At 67.7% G+C, this 17,065-nt stretch carries 29 protein-coding genes; 1 reads left to right on the top strand and 28 read right to left on the bottom strand.

Going from position 1 to position 17,065, the window contains the following annotated elements; all coding sequences use genetic code 11:
- Nucleotides 1-119 precede the first annotated feature (119 nt).
- The 28 genes from rpsK to rpsJ all read right to left on the bottom strand — a co-directional run bounded on the left by rpsK (nt 120) and on the right by rpsJ (nt 14,721).
- A complete protein-coding gene (gene rpsK / locus AMK22_RS19860) occupies nt 120-524 on the bottom strand; it encodes a 30S ribosomal protein S11 (protein ID WP_003956432.1) in 405 nt (134 codons plus the stop codon).
- 104 nt (nt 525-628) lie between these two features.
- Nucleotides 629-1,009 (bottom strand): 30S ribosomal protein S13, encoded by a 381-nt coding sequence (gene rpsM, locus AMK22_RS19855; protein ID WP_073786802.1) that lies wholly within the window; start codon nt 1,007-1,009, stop codon nt 629-631.
- A 194-nt stretch (nt 1,010-1,203) separates the two neighbouring features.
- Complete coding sequence (gene rpmJ / locus AMK22_RS19850; protein ID WP_003956441.1) at nt 1,204-1,317, bottom strand: 50S ribosomal protein L36; 114 nt, start codon at nt 1,315-1,317, stop codon at nt 1,204-1,206.
- A 60-nt stretch (nt 1,318-1,377) separates the two neighbouring features.
- Complete coding sequence (gene infA, locus AMK22_RS19845) at nt 1,378-1,599, bottom strand: translation initiation factor IF-1 (protein WP_003956442.1); 222 nt, start codon at nt 1,597-1,599, stop codon at nt 1,378-1,380.
- A 279-nt stretch (nt 1,600-1,878) separates the two neighbouring features.
- Nucleotides 1,879-2,721 (bottom strand): type I methionyl aminopeptidase, encoded by an 843-nt coding sequence (gene map / locus AMK22_RS19840; RefSeq protein ID WP_073786800.1) that lies wholly within the window; start codon nt 2,719-2,721, stop codon nt 1,879-1,881.
- Nucleotides 2,722-2,844: 123 nt separating this feature from the next.
- On the bottom strand, nt 2,845-3,501 hold the full coding sequence (locus AMK22_RS19835; protein WP_073786798.1) for an adenylate kinase: 657 nt from the start codon (nt 3,499-3,501) through the stop codon (nt 2,845-2,847).
- Entirely contained in the window at nt 3,501-4,820 is a 1,320-nt protein-coding gene (secY, locus tag AMK22_RS19830) for a preprotein translocase subunit SecY (protein ID WP_073786796.1), read from the bottom strand. The genes AMK22_RS19835 and secY overlap by 1 nt, the downstream gene beginning before the upstream one ends.
- Nucleotides 4,821-5,035: 215 nt before the next feature.
- On the bottom strand, nt 5,036-5,491 hold the full coding sequence (rplO, locus tag AMK22_RS19825; protein ID WP_073786794.1) for a 50S ribosomal protein L15: 456 nt from the start codon (nt 5,489-5,491) through the stop codon (nt 5,036-5,038).
- A 1-nt stretch (nt 5,492) separates the two neighbouring features.
- A complete protein-coding gene (gene rpmD / locus AMK22_RS19820; RefSeq protein ID WP_005313525.1) occupies nt 5,493-5,675 on the bottom strand; it encodes a 50S ribosomal protein L30 in 183 nt (60 codons plus the stop codon).
- On the bottom strand, nt 5,675-6,280 hold the full coding sequence (gene rpsE / locus AMK22_RS19815) for a 30S ribosomal protein S5 (protein ID WP_073786792.1): 606 nt from the start codon (nt 6,278-6,280) through the stop codon (nt 5,675-5,677). Before rpsE ends, rpmD begins: the two co-directional genes overlap by 1 nt.
- 47 nt (nt 6,281-6,327) lie before the next feature.
- Nucleotides 6,328-6,711: a 50S ribosomal protein L18 gene (gene rplR / locus AMK22_RS19810; RefSeq protein WP_073786790.1), complete on the bottom strand. Its 384-nt coding sequence runs from the start codon at nt 6,709-6,711 to the stop codon at nt 6,328-6,330.
- Between the two features lie 2 nt (nt 6,712-6,713).
- Nucleotides 6,714-7,253, bottom strand: coding sequence for a 50S ribosomal protein L6 (rplF, locus tag AMK22_RS19805; protein ID WP_073786788.1), 540 nt, complete (start codon nt 7,251-7,253; stop codon nt 6,714-6,716).
- A gap of 21 nt (nt 7,254-7,274) precedes the next feature.
- Nucleotides 7,275-7,673, bottom strand: coding sequence for a 30S ribosomal protein S8 (rpsH, locus tag AMK22_RS19800; RefSeq protein WP_019888762.1), 399 nt, complete (start codon nt 7,671-7,673; stop codon nt 7,275-7,277).
- Between the two features lie 225 nt (nt 7,674-7,898).
- Nucleotides 7,899-8,084, bottom strand: a complete 186-nt coding sequence (locus AMK22_RS19790) for a type Z 30S ribosomal protein S14 (RefSeq protein WP_003956452.1) — start codon at nt 8,082-8,084, stop codon at nt 7,899-7,901.
- Nucleotides 8,085-8,086: 2 nt separating this feature from the next.
- Nucleotides 8,087-8,644, bottom strand: a complete 558-nt coding sequence (gene rplE / locus AMK22_RS19785) for a 50S ribosomal protein L5 (protein ID WP_006126888.1) — start codon at nt 8,642-8,644, stop codon at nt 8,087-8,089.
- Nucleotides 8,644-8,967: a 50S ribosomal protein L24 gene (gene rplX / locus AMK22_RS19780; protein ID WP_073786786.1), complete on the bottom strand. Its 324-nt coding sequence runs from the start codon at nt 8,965-8,967 to the stop codon at nt 8,644-8,646. The genes rplE and rplX overlap by 1 nt, the downstream gene beginning before the upstream one ends.
- Nucleotides 8,968-8,969: 2 nt before the next feature.
- Nucleotides 8,970-9,338, bottom strand: coding sequence for a 50S ribosomal protein L14 (gene rplN / locus AMK22_RS19775; protein ID WP_003966950.1), 369 nt, complete (start codon nt 9,336-9,338; stop codon nt 8,970-8,972).
- 106 nt (nt 9,339-9,444) lie between these two features.
- Nucleotides 9,445-9,729 carry a 30S ribosomal protein S17 gene (gene rpsQ / locus AMK22_RS19770; RefSeq protein WP_073786784.1) on the bottom strand — a complete coding sequence of 95 codons (285 nt, stop codon included), beginning with the start codon at nt 9,727-9,729 and terminating at the stop codon, nt 9,445-9,447.
- A complete protein-coding gene (gene rpmC, locus AMK22_RS19765) occupies nt 9,729-9,953 on the bottom strand; it encodes a 50S ribosomal protein L29 (RefSeq protein WP_015035581.1) in 225 nt (74 codons plus the stop codon). The genes rpsQ and rpmC overlap by 1 nt, the downstream gene beginning before the upstream one ends.
- Nucleotides 9,953-10,372: a 50S ribosomal protein L16 gene (gene rplP / locus AMK22_RS19760; protein WP_072485538.1), complete on the bottom strand. Its 420-nt coding sequence runs from the start codon at nt 10,370-10,372 to the stop codon at nt 9,953-9,955. The genes rpmC and rplP overlap by 1 nt, the downstream gene beginning before the upstream one ends.
- A 5-nt stretch (nt 10,373-10,377) precedes the next feature.
- Nucleotides 10,378-11,214 carry a 30S ribosomal protein S3 gene (gene rpsC / locus AMK22_RS19755; RefSeq protein WP_073786782.1) on the bottom strand — a complete coding sequence of 279 codons (837 nt, stop codon included), beginning with the start codon at nt 11,212-11,214 and terminating at the stop codon, nt 10,378-10,380.
- Nucleotides 11,214-11,561, bottom strand: coding sequence for a 50S ribosomal protein L22 (gene rplV / locus AMK22_RS19750; RefSeq protein WP_009997296.1), 348 nt, complete (start codon nt 11,559-11,561; stop codon nt 11,214-11,216). The genes rpsC and rplV overlap by 1 nt, the downstream gene beginning before the upstream one ends.
- A 41-nt stretch (nt 11,562-11,602) precedes the next feature.
- Nucleotides 11,603-11,884, bottom strand: coding sequence for a 30S ribosomal protein S19 (gene rpsS / locus AMK22_RS19745; protein WP_073786780.1), 282 nt, complete (start codon nt 11,882-11,884; stop codon nt 11,603-11,605).
- A gap of 12 nt (nt 11,885-11,896) precedes the next feature.
- Nucleotides 11,897-12,733, bottom strand: coding sequence for a 50S ribosomal protein L2 (rplB, locus tag AMK22_RS19740; protein ID WP_073786778.1), 837 nt, complete (start codon nt 12,731-12,733; stop codon nt 11,897-11,899).
- A 40-nt stretch (nt 12,734-12,773) separates the two neighbouring features.
- Nucleotides 12,774-13,097: a 50S ribosomal protein L23 gene (gene rplW, locus AMK22_RS19735; RefSeq protein ID WP_073786776.1), complete on the bottom strand. Its 324-nt coding sequence runs from the start codon at nt 13,095-13,097 to the stop codon at nt 12,774-12,776.
- Nucleotides 13,097-13,747 carry a 50S ribosomal protein L4 gene (rplD, locus tag AMK22_RS19730; RefSeq protein ID WP_073786774.1) on the bottom strand — a complete coding sequence of 217 codons (651 nt, stop codon included), beginning with the start codon at nt 13,745-13,747 and terminating at the stop codon, nt 13,097-13,099. The genes rplW and rplD overlap by 1 nt, the downstream gene beginning before the upstream one ends.
- A gap of 7 nt (nt 13,748-13,754) precedes the next feature.
- On the bottom strand, nt 13,755-14,399 hold the full coding sequence (gene rplC / locus AMK22_RS19725; RefSeq protein WP_073786964.1) for a 50S ribosomal protein L3: 645 nt from the start codon (nt 14,397-14,399) through the stop codon (nt 13,755-13,757).
- A 13-nt stretch (nt 14,400-14,412) separates the two neighbouring features.
- Nucleotides 14,413-14,721, bottom strand: a complete 309-nt coding sequence (rpsJ, locus tag AMK22_RS19720; protein ID WP_003948644.1) for a 30S ribosomal protein S10 — start codon at nt 14,719-14,721, stop codon at nt 14,413-14,415.
- A 620-nt stretch (nt 14,722-15,341) separates the two neighbouring features.
- Here rpsJ and AMK22_RS19715 point away from each other — a divergent pair.
- Nucleotides 15,342-17,012 carry an RNA ligase family protein gene (locus AMK22_RS19715; protein ID WP_073786772.1) on the top strand — a complete coding sequence of 557 codons (1,671 nt, stop codon included), beginning with the start codon at nt 15,342-15,344 and terminating at the stop codon, nt 17,010-17,012.
- Nucleotides 17,013-17,065 lie beyond the last annotated feature (53 nt).

Raw genomic sequence — 17,065 nt, 5'->3', positions numbered from 1 at the left:
CGTTCCTTCAGTCGTGGGCGCCCACTATTTGACGCCCCCAGGTACTGACAAGGGTACGGGCGGTACGACCCGAAGAGGGGCCGTACCGCCCGGACCCGCGGTGCTCTACCGCGCGAAGATCAGACGCGACGGCGCTTGGGCGGCCGGCATCCGTTGTGCGGGGTGGGGGTGACGTCCTGGATCGAGCCGACCTCCAGGCCGGTGGCCTGGAGCGAACGGATCGCGGTCTCGCGGCCGGAGCCCGGACCCTTCACGAAGACGTCGACCTTGCGCATGCCGTGCTCCTGCGCGCGGCGGGCGGCCGACTCGGCGGCCATCTGCGCGGCGAAGGGGGTGGACTTGCGCGAGCCCTTGAAGCCGACGTGGCCGGCCGAGGCCCAGGAGATCACGTTGCCCGAGGGATCCGTGATCGAGACGATCGTGTTGTTGAACGTGCTCTTGATGTGCGCGTGGCCGTGAGCGACGTTCTTCTTTTCCTTACGACGCACCTTCTTGGCTGCGCCCTGACGTCCCTTGGGGGGCATGTCTTGACTCCAGATGGAGAGGGGAGGTGATCGGTCCTACAGCGAAGACCGCTGGTTGCTGCGGGTTCCGGTGGCCCGGACAGCCGCAGTGCGTCCGCTGAGGACTACTTCTTGCCCGGCTTCTTCTTACCGGCGATCGCGCGACGCGGGCCCTTGCGGGTACGAGCGTTCGTGCTGGTGCGCTGGCCGTGGACCGGCAGGCCGCGGCGGTGACGCAGACCCTGGTAGCAGCCGATCTCGACCTTGCGGCGGATGTCGGCCTGGATCTCGCGGCGGAGGTCGCCCTCGGTGCGGAGGTTGGCGTCCACGTACTCGCGGATCTTGATCAGGTCCTCTTCGGCCAGGTCGCGAACGCGGGTGTTCGGGTTCACGTCGGTGGCGGCGAGGATCTCCTTGGACCGGGTGCGCCCGATGCCGAAGACGTAGGTGAGGGCGACCTCCACGCGCTTTTCGCGCGGGATGTCAACACCTGAAACGCGTGCCATGAAATGGCTCCAGTTGTCGTGTCGGGGGTCTTCCGCAGAGCCGCTCCCGACCGCCGACCCCTCGTCCGAGAGGTGGTACGTCCGGGTCCCCGGCCCCCGCCGGAGGTGCCGTCAGCCGAAGCTTGGACGGACTCTGCGTATGTACGTTGTTGCGTGCGTCGCGCGAAGTGCTGCGAGATGCAGGTGGTCGTGCGTCAGCCCTGGCGCTGCTTGTGGCGCAGGTTGTCGCAAATGACCATGACCCGGCCGTGGCGGCGGATCACCTTGCACTTGTCGCAGATCTTCTTGACGCTCGGCTTGACCTTCATGGGATGTCAGGTTCTCCGGGTCAGTGCCATCACCGCGACGGAGCGCGGCGCGGGCAAGATCTACTTGTAGCGGTAGACGATCCGGCCACGCGTCAGGTCGTACGGAGAGAGCTCCACGACGACCCGGTCATCCGGGAGGATCCGGATGTAGTGCATCCGCATCTTGCCGCTGATGTGCGCGAGGACCTTGTGACCGTTCTGGAGCTCCACCTTGAACATGGCGTTCGGGAGGGACTCGATCACGGTGCCCTCAATTTCGATGGCACCTTGCTTCTTGGCCACGCTTCGCCCTTCGAATCGGCTACCTTGATCGGCTTCCGGCATCGGATGTGGACATGTGGACACACGGATGCACGAGAGCCGACGCGTCAGTCTACGTCAGCGGACTCCAAAAGACGAATCCGTCAAGTTTGCCCGGCGGAGTAGATCCTTAGACCTCCACAAGGGGGTCGAATCGCCCCGCCCGCCCTAAAGCCCCGCGCGGGCCGCTCCGGCCGTGCGGCACCGTATCGGCCGAACGGGTCAGCCGAGCGGGTCAGCCAATGGGGTCTCCCCTGGTCCTCAAGACCTCGGGGAAGGGTCCGGCGCCGCCTCGATGCCGTACTGCGCCAGCTTCGCCCGCCCGCAGTCGGGGGCGGTCAGGACCAGCGGGCCCTGCTCGGTCAGGGCGATCGAGTGCTCCCAGTGCGAGGACCAGGTGCCGTCCGTCGTGATCACGGTCCAGTCGTCCTGGAGCACCTCGGTCTTCGCCGTACCGAGCGAGACCATCGGCTCGATCGCCAGGCAGACGCCGGGCACCAGCCGGATGCCCTTGCCGCGCCCCCGCGAGACGTAGTTCAGCAGGTGCGGGTCCATGTGCATCTCGGTGCCGATGCCGTGGCCGCCGTAGTCCTCGATGATCCCGTACTTGCCGGTCGCCGGACGGGGCTGGCGGCGGATGTAGGACTCGATCGCCTTCGAGATGTCGACGAGGCGGTGGTTCACCTTCATCGCGGCGATACCGGCCCACATGGACTCCTCGGTCACCCGGGACAGCTCGACCAGCTCCGGTGCGTGACCGGTGCCCACGAACGCGGTGTACGCGGCGTCGCCGTGCCAGCCGTCGACGATCGCGCCGGCGTCGATGGAGATGATGTCGCCGTCCTTGAGGACGGTCTTGTCGTCCGGGATGCCGTGGACGACGACCTCGTTGACGGACGTGCAGATCGTCGCGGGGAAACCGCCGTACCCCAGGAAGTTCGACTTCGCGCCGTGGTCGGCGATGACCTTGCGGGCGACCCGGTCCAGGTCCGCCGTCGTGGCGCCGGGAACCGCCGCCTCCCGGGTGGCCGCGTGAATGGCAGCGACCACCAGGCCCGCCTCACGCATCTTGGCGATCTGCTCCGGGGTCTTGATCTGCACCATGGTGCGGCGCCTCTCTGCATCGAAGGGTGACGGGTGCGGCGTACTCAACGATACGGCGCACGCAGTCGGCCGCGGCGCCCGAGGACGCCGCGGCCGACTGTAGGAGTACTGCGAAGGTCCCGCTCAGTCCTCGTCGGACTTCAGGGCCTCCATCGCCCGCTCGGTCACGTCCGTGACCTTGCCGAGCGCGGAGATGGTGACCACCAGGTTCTGCGCCCGGTAGTAGTCGATGATCGGCTCGGTCTGCGTGTGGTAGACCTCCAGCCGGGTGCGCACCGTCTCCTCGCTGTCGTCGCCGCGCTGGTACAGCTCGCCGCCGCAGGCGTCGCAGACGCCCTCGGTCTTCGGCGGGTTGTACGCGACGTGGAAGACGTGCGAGCCGTCGTTGCGGCAGATCCGGCGGCCGGCGATGCGCTTGACCACCTCGTCCTCGGGGACCTCCAGGTCCAGGACCGCGTCCAGCTTCGTGCCCTCGTCCTTGAGCATGGCGTCGAGAGCCTCGGCCTGGCCCACGTTGCGCGGGAAGCCGTCCAGCAGGAACCCGTTCTCGGCGTCCGGCTGGGACATGCGGTCCTTGGCCATCCCGATGGTGACCTCGTCCGGAACCAACTGCCCCGCGTCCATGAAGGCACGGGCCCGCTTGCCAAGGTCCGTGCCCTGGCTGATGTTGGCGCGGAAGAGATCGCCCGTGGAGATCTGCGGAATCGACAGGTTCTTGGCAAGGTACGCAGCCTGCGTTCCCTTGCCGGCACCGGGCGGCCCGACGAGGACGATTCGCATCAGCGGAGGAACCCTTCGTAATTGCGCTGCTGGAGCTGACTCTCGATCTGCTTCACGGTCTCCAGACCCACACCCACGATGATCAGGATGCTCGTCCCGCCGAACGGGAAGTTCTGATTGGCACCACCGAAGCCTGCCAACGCCATTGTCGGCACCAGAGCGATCAGGCCCAGATACAGCGAGCCCGGCCAAGTAATCCTGTTGAGCACGTAGCTCAGGTACTCGGCAGTAGGTCGACCAGCCCGGATACCCGGGATGAACCCACCATACTTCTTCATGTTGTCGGCGACTTCCTCGGGGTTGAACGAAATCGCCACGTAGAAGAAGGCGAAGAAGACGATCAGGAGGAAGTACGCGGTGATGTAGTACGGGTGGTCGCCCTTGACGAAGTTGTCCCGGATCCAGGTCGCCCAGCCCGCGTTCGAGTTGGAGAACTGCACGATCAGGGCGGGAATGTAGAGCAGCGAAGAAGCGAAGATGACGGGGATCACACCCGCCTGGTTCACCTTCAGCGGGATGTACGTCGAGGTGCCGCCGTACGACCTGCGGCCGATCATCCGCTTCGCGTACTGCACCGGGATGCGGCGCTGGGCCTGCTCGACGAAGACGACGAGCCCGACCATCACGAAGCCGATCAGGATGACGGTGCCGAACTCGATCCAGCCGTCGGCCAGCTTGCCGCTGGTCTTGATGGCCCACAGGGCGCCCGGGAAGCTGGCGGCGATCGAGATGAACATCAGGATCGACATGCCGTTGCCGATGCCGCGGTCGGTGATGAGCTCACCGAGCCACATCACGGTCGCGGTGCCCGCGGTCATCGTGATCACCATGATGATGGTGGTGAAGATCGACTGGTTCGGCACGATCTGGTCGGCGACCGGGCAGCCGCTGAACAGCGCGCCGCTGGTGGCGGTGGCCACCAGACCGGTGCCCTGGAGGATGGCGAGCGCGACGGTCAGATAACGCGTGTACTGCGTGATCTTGGCCTGGCCGCTCTGCCCCTCCTTCTTGAGCGCCTCGAGTCGGGGAATCACCACGGTCAGCAGCTGGAGAATGATGCTGGCCGTGATGTACGGCATGATGCCGAGCGCGAAGATCGTGATCTGCAGCAGCGCGCCGCCACTGAACATGTTCACCAGGCCGAAGAGGCTGTTGTTGCCCTTACTGGCCTGATCCACACAGATCTGGACGTTCTCGTAGCTCACTCCCGGAACCGGGATGTGCGCCCCGAGCCGATAGATCACGATGATGCCGAGCGTGAACAGCAGCTTCTTGCGCAGGTCGGGCGTCTTGAACGCCCGGGCGAACGCGGTGAGCACGGTGCCTCCTGCGACCCCCGCGCAATGCGAAGAGGTGACGGTCTTGAGGTTCGACAAATACGAAACAAATCAGCGGCTCCCCGGGCCGGGGCCAGGGGCTACCACACAACAACGCACGCCACCTTACCGGCGACCATGCCCCCCTAGGAACGACCAACCGGGGATGCCCCAAATGAGAGGCATCCCCGGTCGGATGTTCAGGCCATCGAGTCGTCTCAGACGAGCTCGGTGACGGTACCGCCGGCGGCGGTGATCTTCTCCTTGGCGGAGCCGGAGACGGCGTCGACCGTCACCTGCAGCGCCACGGAGATCTCGCCCTGTCCGAGGACCTTGACGAGGTGGTTGTTGCGCACGGCACCCTTGGCGACCAGGTCGGCCACGGTGACCTCGCCACCCTCGGGGTAGAGGGCCGCGAGACGGTCCAGGTTCACGACCTGGTACTCGGTGCGGAACGGGTTCTTGAAGCCCTTGAGCTTCGGGAGACGCATGTGGAGGGGCATCTGCCCACCCTCGAAGCGCTCCGGAACCTGGTAGCGGGCCTTGGTGCCCTTGGTACCACGACCGGCGGTCTTACCCTTGGACGCCTCACCACGACCCACACGGGTCTTGGCGGTCTTGGCGCCCGGGGCGGGCCGGAGGTCATGGGCCTTCAGCGGCTTGTTCTCCGCCATGTCAGTCGACCTCCTCGACCGTCACGAGGTGGCGGACGGTGTGCACCATGCCGCGGAACTCGGGGCGGTCCTCCTTGACGACCACGTCGTTCAGGCGCTTGAGCCCGAGCGAACGCAGCGTGTCGCGGTGGTTCTGCTTGCTGCCGATGTACGACTTCGTCTGCGTGATCTTGAGGCGAGCCATCACACACCCGCCCCCGCACGCGCACGGAGCAGGGCCGCAGGGGCGACGTCCTCGAGCGGCAGACCGCGGCGGGCCGCGATCTCCTCGGGACGCTGCAGGCCCTTGAGGGCTGCCACGGTCGCGTGCACGATGTTGATCTGGTTGTCGGAGCCGAGCGACTTCGACAGGATGTCGTGAACGCCGGCGCACTCCAGGACGGCGCGCACCGGGCCACCGGCGATAACACCGGTACCGGGGGAAGCAGGCTTGAGCAGGACGACGCCCGCGGCCTTCTCGCCCTGGATCGGGTGCGGGATGGTGCCCTGGATGCGGGGGACCTTGAAGAAGTTCTTCTTGGCCTCCTCGACGCCCTTGGCGATGGCCGCGGGAACTTCCTTGGCCTTGCCGTAGCCGACACCGACGGTGCCGTCACCGTCGCCCACCACGACCAGCGCGGTGAAGCTGAAGCGACGACCACCCTTCACAACCTTGGCGACACGGTTGATCGCGACGACGCGCTCGACGTACGCGGTCTTCTCGGCGGCAGCTGCGCCGCCGTCACGGCCCTTCCGGTCCCGCCGCTCGCCGCCACCGGCACCGCTGCCGCGGCGCTGGGGTCCAGCCATTGGATTTACCTCTCTCTGTTACGTCCGCTGTGCGTAGGAACCGGGGCTCAGAACTTCAGCCCGGCTTCACGGGCGGCGTCAGCCAGAGCGGCAATCCGCCCGGCGTACTGGTTGCCTCCGCGGTCGAACACGACGGCCTCGACGCCTGCGGCCTTGGCGCGCTCAGCGACCAGTGCGCCGACCTGCTTGGCCTGGGTGCTCTTGTCGCCCTCGCCACCACGGATGGAGACGTCCAGGGTGGACGCGGACGCGAGCGTGTGACCCGCGACGTCGTCGATGACCTGGGCCACCATGTGGCGGTTGGACCGCGTCACGACCAGACGGGGACGCTCCTGCGTACCCGAGACGTACTTGCGGACACGGATGTGGCGACGCTTGCGGGCGGCGCGCTTGTAGGCGTCGCCCTTGGCGATCTTCACGCCGTATGCCATGGCTACTTACCAGCCTTTCCGACCTTGCGGCGGATGACCTCGCCGGCGTACTTGACGCCCTTCGCCTTGTACGGGTCGGGCTTCCGCAGCTTGCGGATGTTGGCCGCCACCTCGCCGACCTTCTGCTTGTCGATGCCCTCGACCGACAGCTTGGTCGGGGACTCGACCTTGAAGGTGATGCCTTCCGGCGCCTCGACGACGATCGGGTGGCTGTAGCCCAGGGCGAACTCCAGGTTGGAGCCCTTCGCCTGGACGCGGTAACCGACACCGCTGATCTCGAGCGCCTTGGTGTATCCCTGGGTCACACCGGTGATCATGTTCGCCACCAGCGTGCGGGACAGGCCGTGCAGGGCCTTGTTCTGACGCTCGTCGTTCGGGCGGGTGACGTTCAGGACGCCGTCCTCACCCTTGGTGACCTCGATCGGCGACGCGACGGTGTGCGTGAGGGTGCCCTTGGGACCCTTCACGGCGACCGTGCGGCCGTCGATGGTGACGTCCACACCGGCGGGAACCTGGATGGGGAGCTTGCCGATTCGCGACATGAGCTTTTCCTCCGTTCCCGACTACCAGACGTAGGCGAGGACTTCCCCACCTACGCCCTTCTTCTGCGCCTGCTGGCCGGTCAGGAGACCGTGGGACGTGGAGATGATCGCCACGCCCAGGCCGCCGAGGACCTTCGGCAGGTTGGTGGACTTTGCGTAGACACGCAGACCCGGCTTGGAGATGCGCTTGATGCCGGCGATCGAACGCTCGCGGTTCGGGCCGAACTTCAGCTCCAGGACGAGGTTCTTGCCGACCTCGGCGTCCTCGACCTTCCAGCCGGTGATGAAGCCCTCCTGCTGGAGGATCTCCGCGATGTGCGACTTGATCTTGCTGTGCGGCATCGACACCGAGTCGTGGTAAGCCGAGTTCGCGTTACGCAGACGCGTGAGCATGTCTGCGATCGGATCAGTCATGGTCATGAATTGGCCTTCGGCCTCTCTCGCCGGGGTTTCCTGTATGCGCCATCCCTCTCCCCGCTCAGAGGCGGGACGGGTGCGGTGCGGGGACCTACGGCGTAGTAAGTCGGTCATGGGCGGCAGGCGCCCAACCCCGCAAGCCTACGGCATGCGAGGCGGGGCTCCCGCCGACCAGATGCTTACCGAGAGCTTCCGGGTGATTCCCAACGCCCAGGGGGCGGAGGGGAATTACCAGGAGCTCTTGGTCACGCCCGGCAGCTCGCCACGGTGAGCCATCTCACGAAGGCACACGCGGCACAGGCCGAACTTGCGGTAGACGGAGTGGGGCCGGCCGCAGCGCTGGCACCGCGTGTACGCGCGGACGCCGAACTTCGGCTTGCGGGCGGCCTTAGCGATCAGAGCCTTCTTCGCCACGGTCAGTTCTCCTTGAACGGGAAGCCGAGGTGACGAAGGAGGGCACGACCCTCGTCGTCGTTGGTCGCCGTGGTCACCACGGTGATGTCCATGCCCCGGACCCGGTCGATCTTGTCCTGGTCGATCTCGTGGAACATGACCTGCTCCGTGAGACCGAAGGTGTAGTTGCCACGGCCGTCGAACTGCTTCGGCGACAGACCGCGGAAGTCACGGATACGCGGCAGCGCGAGCGACAGCGTACGGTCCAGGAACTCCCACATCCGGTCACCGCGGAGGGTGACGTGGCAGCCGATCGGCTGACCCTCGCGCAGCTTGAACTGCGCGATGGACTTGCGGGCCTTGGTGACGGCCGGCTTCTGGCCGGTGATCGTGGTGAGGTCGCGCACGGCGCCGTCGATCAGCTTGGAGTCGCGGGCGGCGTCGCCCACACCCATGTTGACCACGATCTTGACCAGGCCGGGGACCTGCATGACGTTCTCGTAGGAGAACTCCTCACGCAGCTTGCCGGCGATTTCCTCGCGGTAGCGCGTCTTGAGACGCGGCGCAGTGGTGGCAGTCATCAGATGTCCTCACCGGTCCGCTTGGCAACGCGGATCTTGTTGCCCTCGTCGTCGAAGCGGTAGCCGACGCGAGTGACGACCTTCTTGCCGTCCTTCTCCACGACCAGCTGCACGTTGCTGACGTGAATCGGGGCCTCGGTGGTGACGATGCCGCCGGTCTGCGAACCGCGAGCCGTCTGACCGGCCTTGGTGTGCTTCTTGACCCGGTTGACACCCTCGACGAGGACACGGTCCTGAGCCGGGTAGGCCACGATGACCTTGCCCTGCTTGCCCTTGTCCTTACCGGTGATGACCTGTACCAGGTCGCCCTTCTTGATCTTCATGCTTACAGCACCTCCGGCGCGAGCGAGATGATCTTCATGAACTTCTTCTCGCGCAGCTCCCGGCCCACCGGGCCGAAGATGCGGGTGCCGCGGGGGTCGCCGTCGTTCTTCAGAATGACGGCGGCGTTCTCGTCGAAGCGGATGTACGAGCCGTCCTGACGACGACGCTCCTTGACGGTGCGAACGATGACGGCCTTGACGACGTCACCCTTCTTCACGTTGCCACCGGGGATCGCGTCCTTGACGGTGGCGACGATGACGTCACCGATGCCCGCGTAGCGGCGACCCGAACCACCGAGAACACGGATGGTGAGGATTTCCTTCGCACCCGTGTTGTCGGCGACGCGAAGTCGCGACTCCTGCTGGATCACGTCTATCTCCTGATCGTCTGCCGGTTCCCGGTGGGGGCCGCCCCGTGTCCGGAGCGGACCCCACCGAGCCTGGCGGAACTTGCCTGAGGGGGATGCCCCTCAGGAATTACTTGGCCTTCTCGAGGATCTCGACGATGCGCCAGCGCTTCGTCGCAGACAGCGGCCGGGTCTCCATGAGGAGGACGCGGTCGCCGACGCCCGCGGCGTTCTGCTCGTCGTGGGCCTTCAGCTTGTTCGTACGGCGGATGACCTTGCCATACAGCGCGTGCTTCACACGGTCCTCGACGGCGACGACGACGGTCTTGTCCATCTTGTCGCTGACGACCAGACCCTCACGGGTCTTGCGGAAACCGCGGTCGGTGTTCGTCTCAGTCACAGTCTTCTCGCTCATCAGGCGCTCTCCACCGTCTCGATGCCCAGCTCACGCTCGCGCATCAGGGTGTAGATCCGGGCGATGTCCTTACGGACGGACTTGAGCCGGCCGTGGTTCTCGAGCTGTCCGGTCGCCGCCTGGAAGCGGAGGTTGAACAGCTCTTCCTTGGCCTCGCGGAGCTTGTTGAGCAGCTCCTCGTTGCCCAGCTCGCGCAGCTCGGACGCCTTGGTTCCGGCCGACATCACGCCTCACCTGCCTCGCGCCGAACGATGCGGCACTTCATCGGAAGCTTGTGAGCAGCGCGGGTGAGCGCCTCACGAGCAATCTTCTCGTTCGGGTAGGACAGCTCGAACATCACCCGACCCGGCTTGACGTTCGCGATCCACCACTCGGGAGAACCCTTACCGGAACCCATGCGGGTCTCGGCCGGCTTCTTCGTCAGGGGACGGTCCGGGTAGATGTTGATCCAGACCTTGCCGCCACGCTTGATGTGGCGGGTCATCGCGATACGAGCCGCCTCGATCTGGCGGTTCGTCACGTACGCCGGGGTCAGCGCCTGGATGCCGTACTCGCCGAACGCAACCTGCGTGCCACCCTTGGACATACCGCTGCGCTTCGGGTGGTGCTGCTTGCGGTGCTTGACCCTACGGGGGATCAGCATTTCGGTCAGGCCTCCGTTCCGGTGCTCTCAGCAGCCGGAGCGGCAGCGGCGGGAGCCTCGGCCTTGGGGGCCTCGGCCGGAGCCGACTGCTGCTGCGGCTTGCGGCCGCGGCCGCCACGCTCGCCACCGCGGCCGCGGCCGGCCGGGCGGTCGGCGCCACCACGGGCCGGGCGGTTGCCGGCGCGGGCGGCGGCGTTCTCGGCGCGGACCTCGGCGATGTTCTTGACGTCGCCCTTGTAGATCCAGACCTTCACACCGATGCGGCCGAAGGTCGTCTTGGCCTCGAAGAAGCCGTAGTCGACGTTCGCGCGGAGCGTGTGCAGGGGCACACGGCCCTCGCGGTAGAACTCCGAGCGGGACATCTCGGCGCCGCCGAGACGGCCGCCGCACTGGATCTTGATGCCCTTGGCGCCGGCCTTCATCGAGCTCTGCATGCTCTTGCGCATGGCCCGACGGAAGGAGACGCGGGAGGACAGCTGCTCGGCGACGGCCTGGGCCACCAGCTGGGCGTCCACCTCGGGGTTCTTGACCTCGAGGATGTTCAGCTGGACCTGCTTGCCGGTGAGCTTCTCCAGCTCGCCGCGGATGCGGTCCGCCTCGGCGCCGCGGCGGCCGATGACGATGCCCGGGCGGGCGGTGTGGATGTCAACGCGGACGCGGTCGCGGGTGCGCTCGATCTCCACCTTGGAGATGCCGGCCCGCTCCATGCCCTTCGTCATCATGCGACGAATGGCGACGTCTTCCTTGACGTAGTCCTTGTACAGCTTGTCGGCGTACCAGCGGGACTTGAAGTCCGTGGTAATGCCGAGTCGGAACCCGTGCGGGTTTACCTTCTGGCCCATTACCGGGTTCCTTCCTTGCTGCTGACGACCACGGTGATGTGGCTGGTCCGCTTACGGATCCGGTAGGCACGGCCCTGGGCGCGCGGCCGGAACCGCTTCAGGGTCGGGCCCTCGTCCACGTACGCCTCGCTGATGACCAGCGTGGAGGCGTCGGTGTGGTCGTAGTTGTGTGCGGCGTTGGCGATGGCGCTGTCCAGCACCTTGCCAACCGGCACGCTCGCGGCCTGCGGGGCGAAACGCAGGACCGCCTGAGCCTCCGTGGCGTCCATGCCACGGATGAGGTCCACCACGCGGCGGGCCTTCATGGGCGTGACGCGGATGTACCGCGCCTGGGCCCTGGCTTCCATGGTTGTCCCTTCGGTGTAAGTCATGAGTCGTTCCACCCCGCTTAGCGGCGCTTCGACTTCCGGTCGTCCTTGACGTGGCCGCGGAAGGTGCGAGTCGGCGAGAACTCGCCGAGCTTGTGGCCGACCATCGACTCGGTGACGAACACCGGGACGTGGATCTTGCCGTTGTGCACCGCGATGGTGTGACCCAGCATCGCCGGGACGATCATCGAGCGACGGGACCAGGTCTTGATGACGTTCTTGGTGCCTGCCTCGTTCTGCGTGTCCACCTTCTTGATGAGGTGGCCGTCGACGAAGGGCCCCTTCTTGAGACTGCGCGGCATCTAAACCCGCTCCTAGCGCTTCTTGTTCGTCTTGCGGCGGCGGACGATGTACTTGTTGCTCGCCTTCTTGGGAGAACGAGTACGACCCTCCTTCTGACCCCACGGCGAGACCGGGTGGCGACCACCGGAGGTCTTGCCCTCACCACCACCGTGCGGGTGGTCAACCGGGTTCATCGCGACACCGCGGACGGTCGGGCGGACGCCCTTCCAGCGCATGCGGCCGGCCTTGCCCCAGTTGATGTTCGACTGCTCGGCGTTGCCGACCTCGCCGATGGTGGCGCGGCAGCGCGCGTCGACCAGGCGGATCTCGCCGGACGGCATGCGGAGGTGGGCCATGGAGCCCTCCTTCGCCAGCAGCTGCACGGAGGCACCCGCGGAGCGGGCGAACTTCGCGCCGCCGCCGGGCCGCAGCTCGATGGCGTGGATGGTCGTACCGACCGGGATGTTGCGCAGCGCCAGGTTGTTGCCGGGCTTGATGTCGGCGGCGGGGCCGTTCTCGACACGGTCGCCCTGCGACAGGCCACGCGGCGCGATGATGTAGCGCTTCTCGCCGTCCGCATAGTGCAGGAGCGCGATGCGCGCGGTGCGGTTGGGGTCGTACTCGATGTGCGCGACCTTGGCCGGCACGCCGTCCTTGTCGTGCCGACGGAAGTCGATCACGCGGTAGGCGCGCTTGTGGCCACCACCCTGGTGGCGAACGGTCACACGACCGGCGTTGTTACGGCCGCCCTTGTTGTGCAGGGGGCGGACCAGCGACTTCTCCGGCGTGGACCGCGTGATCTCGACAAAGTCGGCGACGCTGGAGCCACGACGGCCCGGGGTCGTCGGCTTGTACTTGCGGATACCCATTTCTCAGTCCTCGTCCGATTCCGGACGATCCAGACCGCCCTCAGGCGGTCGGACCGCCGAAGATGTCGATACGGTCGCCCTCGGCGAGGGTCACGATGGCGCGCTTGGTGTCGGCGCGCTTGCCGAAACCGGTGCGGGTGCGCTTGCGCTTGCCCTGCCGGTTGATCGTGTTGACCCCGGTGACCTTGACCGAGAAGACCGCTTCCACGGCCTGCTTGATCTGGGTCTTGTTGGAGCCCGGCGCGACGATGAACGTGTACTTGTTCTCGTCGAGCAGCGCGTAGCTCTTCTCCGACACGACCGGCTTGACGAGGACGTCGCGCGGGTCCGTGTAGGTCTTGCTGGTAACGGTCGCCTCGCTCATCAGGCGTCGCTCCCTTCGGTCTCAGCGGTCTGGGGGCCAGACACGAAGGACTCGAAGGCGGCCTGGGTGAAGACCACGTCGTCGGAGACGATCACGTCGTACGTGTTCAGCTGGCCCGGCTCCAGGATGTGCACCTGGGGCAGGTTGCGGGCGGACAGCCACGCGGCCTCGTCGGCGCGGTCGACGACCAGGAGCAGGTTCTTGCGCTCCGTGATCTTGCCGAACAGCGTCTTGGCGGCCTTGGTGGAGACGGCTCCGTCGACCACGCCGGTGACGACGTGGATGCGGGAGTGACGGGCCCGGTCCGAGAGGGCACCGCGCAGGGCGGCGGCCTTCATCTTCTTCGGGGTCCGCTGCGAGTAGTCACGCGGCTGCGGCCCGTGGACGACGCCACCGCCGGCGAACTGCGGAGCGCGGGTCGAACCCTGACGGGCGCGGCCGGTGCCCTTCTGGCGGTACGGCTTGCGGCCACCGCCACGGACTTCGCCGCGGGTCTTGGTCTTGTGCGTGCCCTGGCGGGCAGCTGCCAGCTGCGCGACGACGACCTGGTGGATCAGCGGAACGCTGGTCTTCGCGTCGAAGATCTCCGTGGGGAGCTCGACGGTCCCGGCCTTGTCGCCTGCCGGCGAAAGGATGTCAATGGTGCTCATCGGTTCCTCAGGCCCCCTTGGCCGCGGTACGGACCAGGACGAGGCCGCCGTTCGGACCGGGGACGGCTCCCTTGATGAGGAGCAGACCCTTCTCCGCGTCAACGGCGTGAACGGTCAGGTTCTGGGTGGTGACGCGCTCGTTGCCCATGCGGCCGGCCATGCGCATGCCCTTGAAGACACGGCCCGGGGTGGCGCAGCCACCGATCGAACCGGGCTTGCGGTGCACGCGGTGGGCACCGTGGGAGGCCTTGCCACCATGGAAGTTGTGGCGCTTCATGGCACCGGCGAAGCCCTTGCCCTTGCTCTTGCCGGTGACGTCGACCTTCACGCCGGCCTCGAAGACCTCGGCGGTGATCTCCTGGCCGAGCGTGTACTCGGAGGCGTCAGCGGTGCGGAGCTCCACCAGGTGGCGGCGCGGGGTCACGTCGGCCTTGGCGAAGTGGCCCTTGAGGGGCTTGTTCACCTTGCGCGGGTCGATCTCGCCGAAGGCGATCTGGACCGACTCGTAGCCGTCGCTGTCGTTCGTACGGACCTGGGTCACGACGTTCGGGCCGGCCTTGACGACGGTCACCGGGACGACCCGGTTGTTCTCGTCCCAGACCTGCGTCATGCCGAGCTTCTCGCCCAGGATGCCCTTGATGTTCTTAGCCATCTCGCGCGTCACCTCAGAGCTTGATCTCGATGTCGACGCCCGCCGGCAGGTCGAGACGCATCAGCGAGTCAACCGTCTTCGGCGTGGGGTCGAGGATGTCGATGAGGCGCTTGTGCGTGCGCATCTCGAAGTGCTCGCGCGAGTCCTTGTACTTGTGCGGCGACTTGATGACGCAGTACACGTTCTTCTCAGTGGGCAGCGGCACCGGGCCCGCGACCGACGCACCCGTGCGGGTCACCGTCTCGACGATCTTCTTCGCCGAGGAGTCGATGACCTCGTGGTCGTAGGCCTTGAGCCGGATGCGGATCTTCTGTCCCGCCATGGCTACTAGTAGTCCTGTCTCTCGCTAACGCTCTGGAACCCGGTGGTCCTGCCTCCGCCTCCGACCCACGCGGTCGGGCGTGTCGCAACCCCTCCACGCGGAATTCCCTGAGGAATCTCCCGTACCGAGGGGGTGCGGACCCGAGGACCGCGTCGTGCTCCGCGAGGAGCGTCGGGGGTGAATACCCGCCGGGTGCCTGGCCGGGGCCCCGCTGACGCTTCCCGGAAGATTCCCGTACGTCCGACCCGCAGGGGGTCGACGAGTACTGTGGGACTCGCTTCCGGTCCTCCCGGCGGGAGGCGCGCAGCATTGACACTCAACCGAGCAACCTGAGCAGTGTGCCATACGGGCCACGGGCCTGGCCAATCGGGCCGGAAATACTACCCCCCGCACCCGACCGGTCAAACGCGAGCGGGCGTCGGAGTGGTTCCGGGGGGCCGTACGGGGCACGGCGGGGCCCGTACGACGGGCGCCGACCGCGCGTGCGCGTCGGGCGCGCCGCACCGGGCCGTCGCCGCGTAAACCGGTCGAACCCGACCTCTCCCCACCCCTACAGTGACCGGCCGGATGTCCGTTCCCACCAGCGCCGTACCGTTTCTCCGTCACCAGGGACCCTTGTCATGCGTACGCACTATCCGCGCACCCCGCACCTGCCCTGGTCCCCCGGGGCCACCTCGGACGACGTGCGGATCGCGGACCTGTCCGGGCTGGCGGGCCGCGAGGTGGTCGTGACCGAGAAGCTGGACGGCGAGAACACCACGCTCTACGCCGACGGTCTGCACGCCCGCTCCCTCGACTCCGCCCACCACCCCTCGCGGGGCTGGGTGAAGGCGCTCCAGGGCCGGATCGGCTCCCGGATCCCCCCGGGACGGCGGGTGTGCGGCGAGAACATGTTCGCCCGCCACTCCATCCCGTACGACGGCCTGGAGAGCTGGTTCTACGGCTTCTCCGTCTGGGACGGGGAGCGCTGCCTGGACTGGGACCGGACGGTGGCCTTCCTGCGCGGTCTGGGGATACCGGTGCCACCGGTGCTGTGGCGCGGAGTGCTCGACGCCCGCGCCGAGAAGGCCCTGCGGGCGCTGCGGCCGGACACCGGCCGACAGGAGGGGTACGTCGTCCGCCCCGCCGACGGCTTCGACGCGGCGGACTTCGGGCGCCTGGTGGCGAAGTGGGTGCGGCCCGGCCACGTACGAACGGACACGCACTGGATGCACGCCGCCGTGGTGGAGAACGGGCTCGGTCCTGCGGCGGCCCTCTGGGCCGTACGGTCCGGCGCGCCCGTGGACGCGGCGGCGCTGGCCGAGGCGTCGGGGACGTCCGTGTCGGACGCCGGGGCCGCCGTCGCGATGTCCGACGCGCTCGACGCGCTGGGCCGCACCGGCGACGACCGGCTGACCGGCGTCCTGGCCGCGCTGCTGCACCGGGGGCGGCGCACGGAGCTGGCGCCCGCGCTGGCGGGGGCCGTCGGCATGCCGGTGGCCCGCCGCGTCGCCGACCTCGTCGGGCTGCACCCCTCGCTGCACCGCCCGTACCCGGACGAGGAACGGCGCACCGGCCTGGCCCGGATGTCGCTCGCCGCCGACCTGGAGGTGCTGCACGCGCTGGCCGCGGCCGTCGCGGGGAGCGGCGAGGAACACGAGCAGGTGGAGTGGTCGGCGCTGCACGCGCAGGACGTACGGGAGCCGGCCGGTCTGGACGAGGCGTTCGCGGACCTGGAGCCGACGGCCGCGGACCGCTGCCGCGCGCAGGCCCGCGAGGCGTACGCGCTGGGCCGGATCAGCACCGTCGGCGAGGCGGTCGCCGCGACCTGGCGGTGGCGCGGCGGGGACTTCCCGCGCCTGATCCAGCTGGTCGGCCCGTCGGGCGGCGGCAAGAGCACCTTCGCCCGGGGCCTGCCGGACGTGGACGCGTGCGTGTCCCTCGACGACCTGCGCGGGGCCCGGGGCTCGCGCGCCGACCAGCGGGCCAACGGGGAAGTGCTGCGCGAGGGCCTGGACCGGCTGGACGCCGCGCTCGCGGCGGGAGGCACGGTCGTCTGGGACGCCACCTCGCTCAACGCGCACCAGCGTTCCCTGGTGCACGCGGTGGCCCGGCGGCGGGACGCGCTGGTCACCCACGCCGTGACGGTGGTCGAGGAGGCGGAGCTGTTCCGGCGCAACGGGCGGCGCGCCCACCCGGTGCCGCCGGAGGTGCTGGCCTCGCAGCTGCGCCGGTACGCGCCCCCGTACCCGGGGCAGGCGCACCGCACCTGGTACGTCGGAGCCGGCGGGACGGTGGAGGACCGGGCGTAGCGGCGGACGCGCGGACAGCAGGGAAAGGGAAGCGGACAGCAGGGAAAGGGAAG

This window comes from Streptomyces sp. CB01580 (genome assembly GCF_001905795.1).
Lineage (GTDB): Bacteria > Actinomycetota > Actinomycetes > Streptomycetales > Streptomycetaceae > Streptomyces.
Note: the sequence above shows the minus strand (reverse complement) of the source record. Positions and strands in the feature narration are given on the sequence as shown.

Coding starts and splice junctions, on each gene's coding strand:
- rpsK (WP_003956432.1), bottom strand. CDS start 524: ATGCCCCCCAAGGGACGTCAGGGCGCAGCCAAGAAGGTGCGTCGTAAG.
- rpsM (WP_073786802.1), bottom strand. CDS start 1,009: ATGGCACGCGTTTCAGGTGTTGACATCCCGCGCGAAAAGCGCGTGGAG.
- rpmJ (WP_003956441.1), bottom strand. CDS start 1,317: ATGAAGGTCAAGCCGAGCGTCAAGAAGATCTGCGACAAGTGCAAGGTG.
- map (WP_073786800.1), bottom strand. CDS start 2,721: ATGGTGCAGATCAAGACCCCGGAGCAGATCGCCAAGATGCGTGAGGCG.
- AMK22_RS19835 (WP_073786798.1), bottom strand. CDS start 3,501: ATGCGAATCGTCCTCGTCGGGCCGCCCGGTGCCGGCAAGGGAACGCAG.
- rplO (WP_073786794.1), bottom strand. CDS start 5,491: ATGGCGGAGAACAAGCCGCTGAAGGCCCATGACCTCCGGCCCGCCCCG.
- rpmD (WP_005313525.1), bottom strand. CDS start 5,675: ATGGCTCGCCTCAAGATCACGCAGACGAAGTCGTACATCGGCAGCAAG.
- rpsE (WP_073786792.1), bottom strand. CDS start 6,280: ATGGCTGGACCCCAGCGCCGCGGCAGCGGTGCCGGTGGCGGCGAGCGG.
- rplR (WP_073786790.1), bottom strand. CDS start 6,711: ATGGCATACGGCGTGAAGATCGCCAAGGGCGACGCCTACAAGCGCGCC.
- rplF (WP_073786788.1), bottom strand. CDS start 7,253: ATGTCGCGAATCGGCAAGCTCCCCATCCAGGTTCCCGCCGGTGTGGAC.
- rpsH (WP_019888762.1), bottom strand. CDS start 7,673: ATGACCATGACTGATCCGATCGCAGACATGCTCACGCGTCTGCGTAAC.
- rplE (WP_006126888.1), bottom strand. CDS start 8,644: ATGACTGCCACCACTGCGCCGCGTCTCAAGACGCGCTACCGCGAGGAA.
- rplX (WP_073786786.1), bottom strand. CDS start 8,967: ATGAAGATCAAGAAGGGCGACCTGGTACAGGTCATCACCGGTAAGGAC.
- rpsQ (WP_073786784.1), bottom strand. CDS start 9,729: ATGAGCGAGAAGACTGTGACTGAGACGAACACCGACCGCGGTTTCCGC.
- rpmC (WP_015035581.1), bottom strand. CDS start 9,953: ATGTCGGCCGGAACCAAGGCGTCCGAGCTGCGCGAGCTGGGCAACGAG.
- rplP (WP_072485538.1), bottom strand. CDS start 10,372: ATGCTGATCCCCCGTAGGGTCAAGCACCGCAAGCAGCACCACCCGAAG.
- rpsC (WP_073786782.1), bottom strand. CDS start 11,214: ATGGGCCAGAAGGTAAACCCGCACGGGTTCCGACTCGGCATTACCACG.
- rplV (WP_009997296.1), bottom strand. CDS start 11,561: ATGGAAGCCAGGGCCCAGGCGCGGTACATCCGCGTCACGCCCATGAAG.
- rpsS (WP_073786780.1), bottom strand. CDS start 11,884: ATGCCGCGCAGTCTCAAGAAGGGGCCCTTCGTCGACGGCCACCTCATC.
- rplB (WP_073786778.1), bottom strand. CDS start 12,733: ATGGGTATCCGCAAGTACAAGCCGACGACCCCGGGCCGTCGTGGCTCC.
- rplW (WP_073786776.1), bottom strand. CDS start 13,097: ATGAGCGAGGCGACCGTTACCAGCAAGACCTACACGGACCCGCGCGAC.
- rplD (WP_073786774.1), bottom strand. CDS start 13,747: ATGAGCACCATTGACATCCTTTCGCCGGCAGGCGACAAGGCCGGGACC.
- rplC (WP_073786964.1), bottom strand. CDS start 14,399: ATGGCTAAGAACATCAAGGGCATCCTGGGCGAGAAGCTCGGCATGACG.
- rpsJ (WP_003948644.1), bottom strand. CDS start 14,721: ATGGCGGGACAGAAGATCCGCATCCGGCTCAAGGCCTACGACCACGAG.
- AMK22_RS19715 (WP_073786772.1), top strand. CDS start 15,342: ATGCGTACGCACTATCCGCGCACCCCGCACCTGCCCTGGTCCCCCGGG.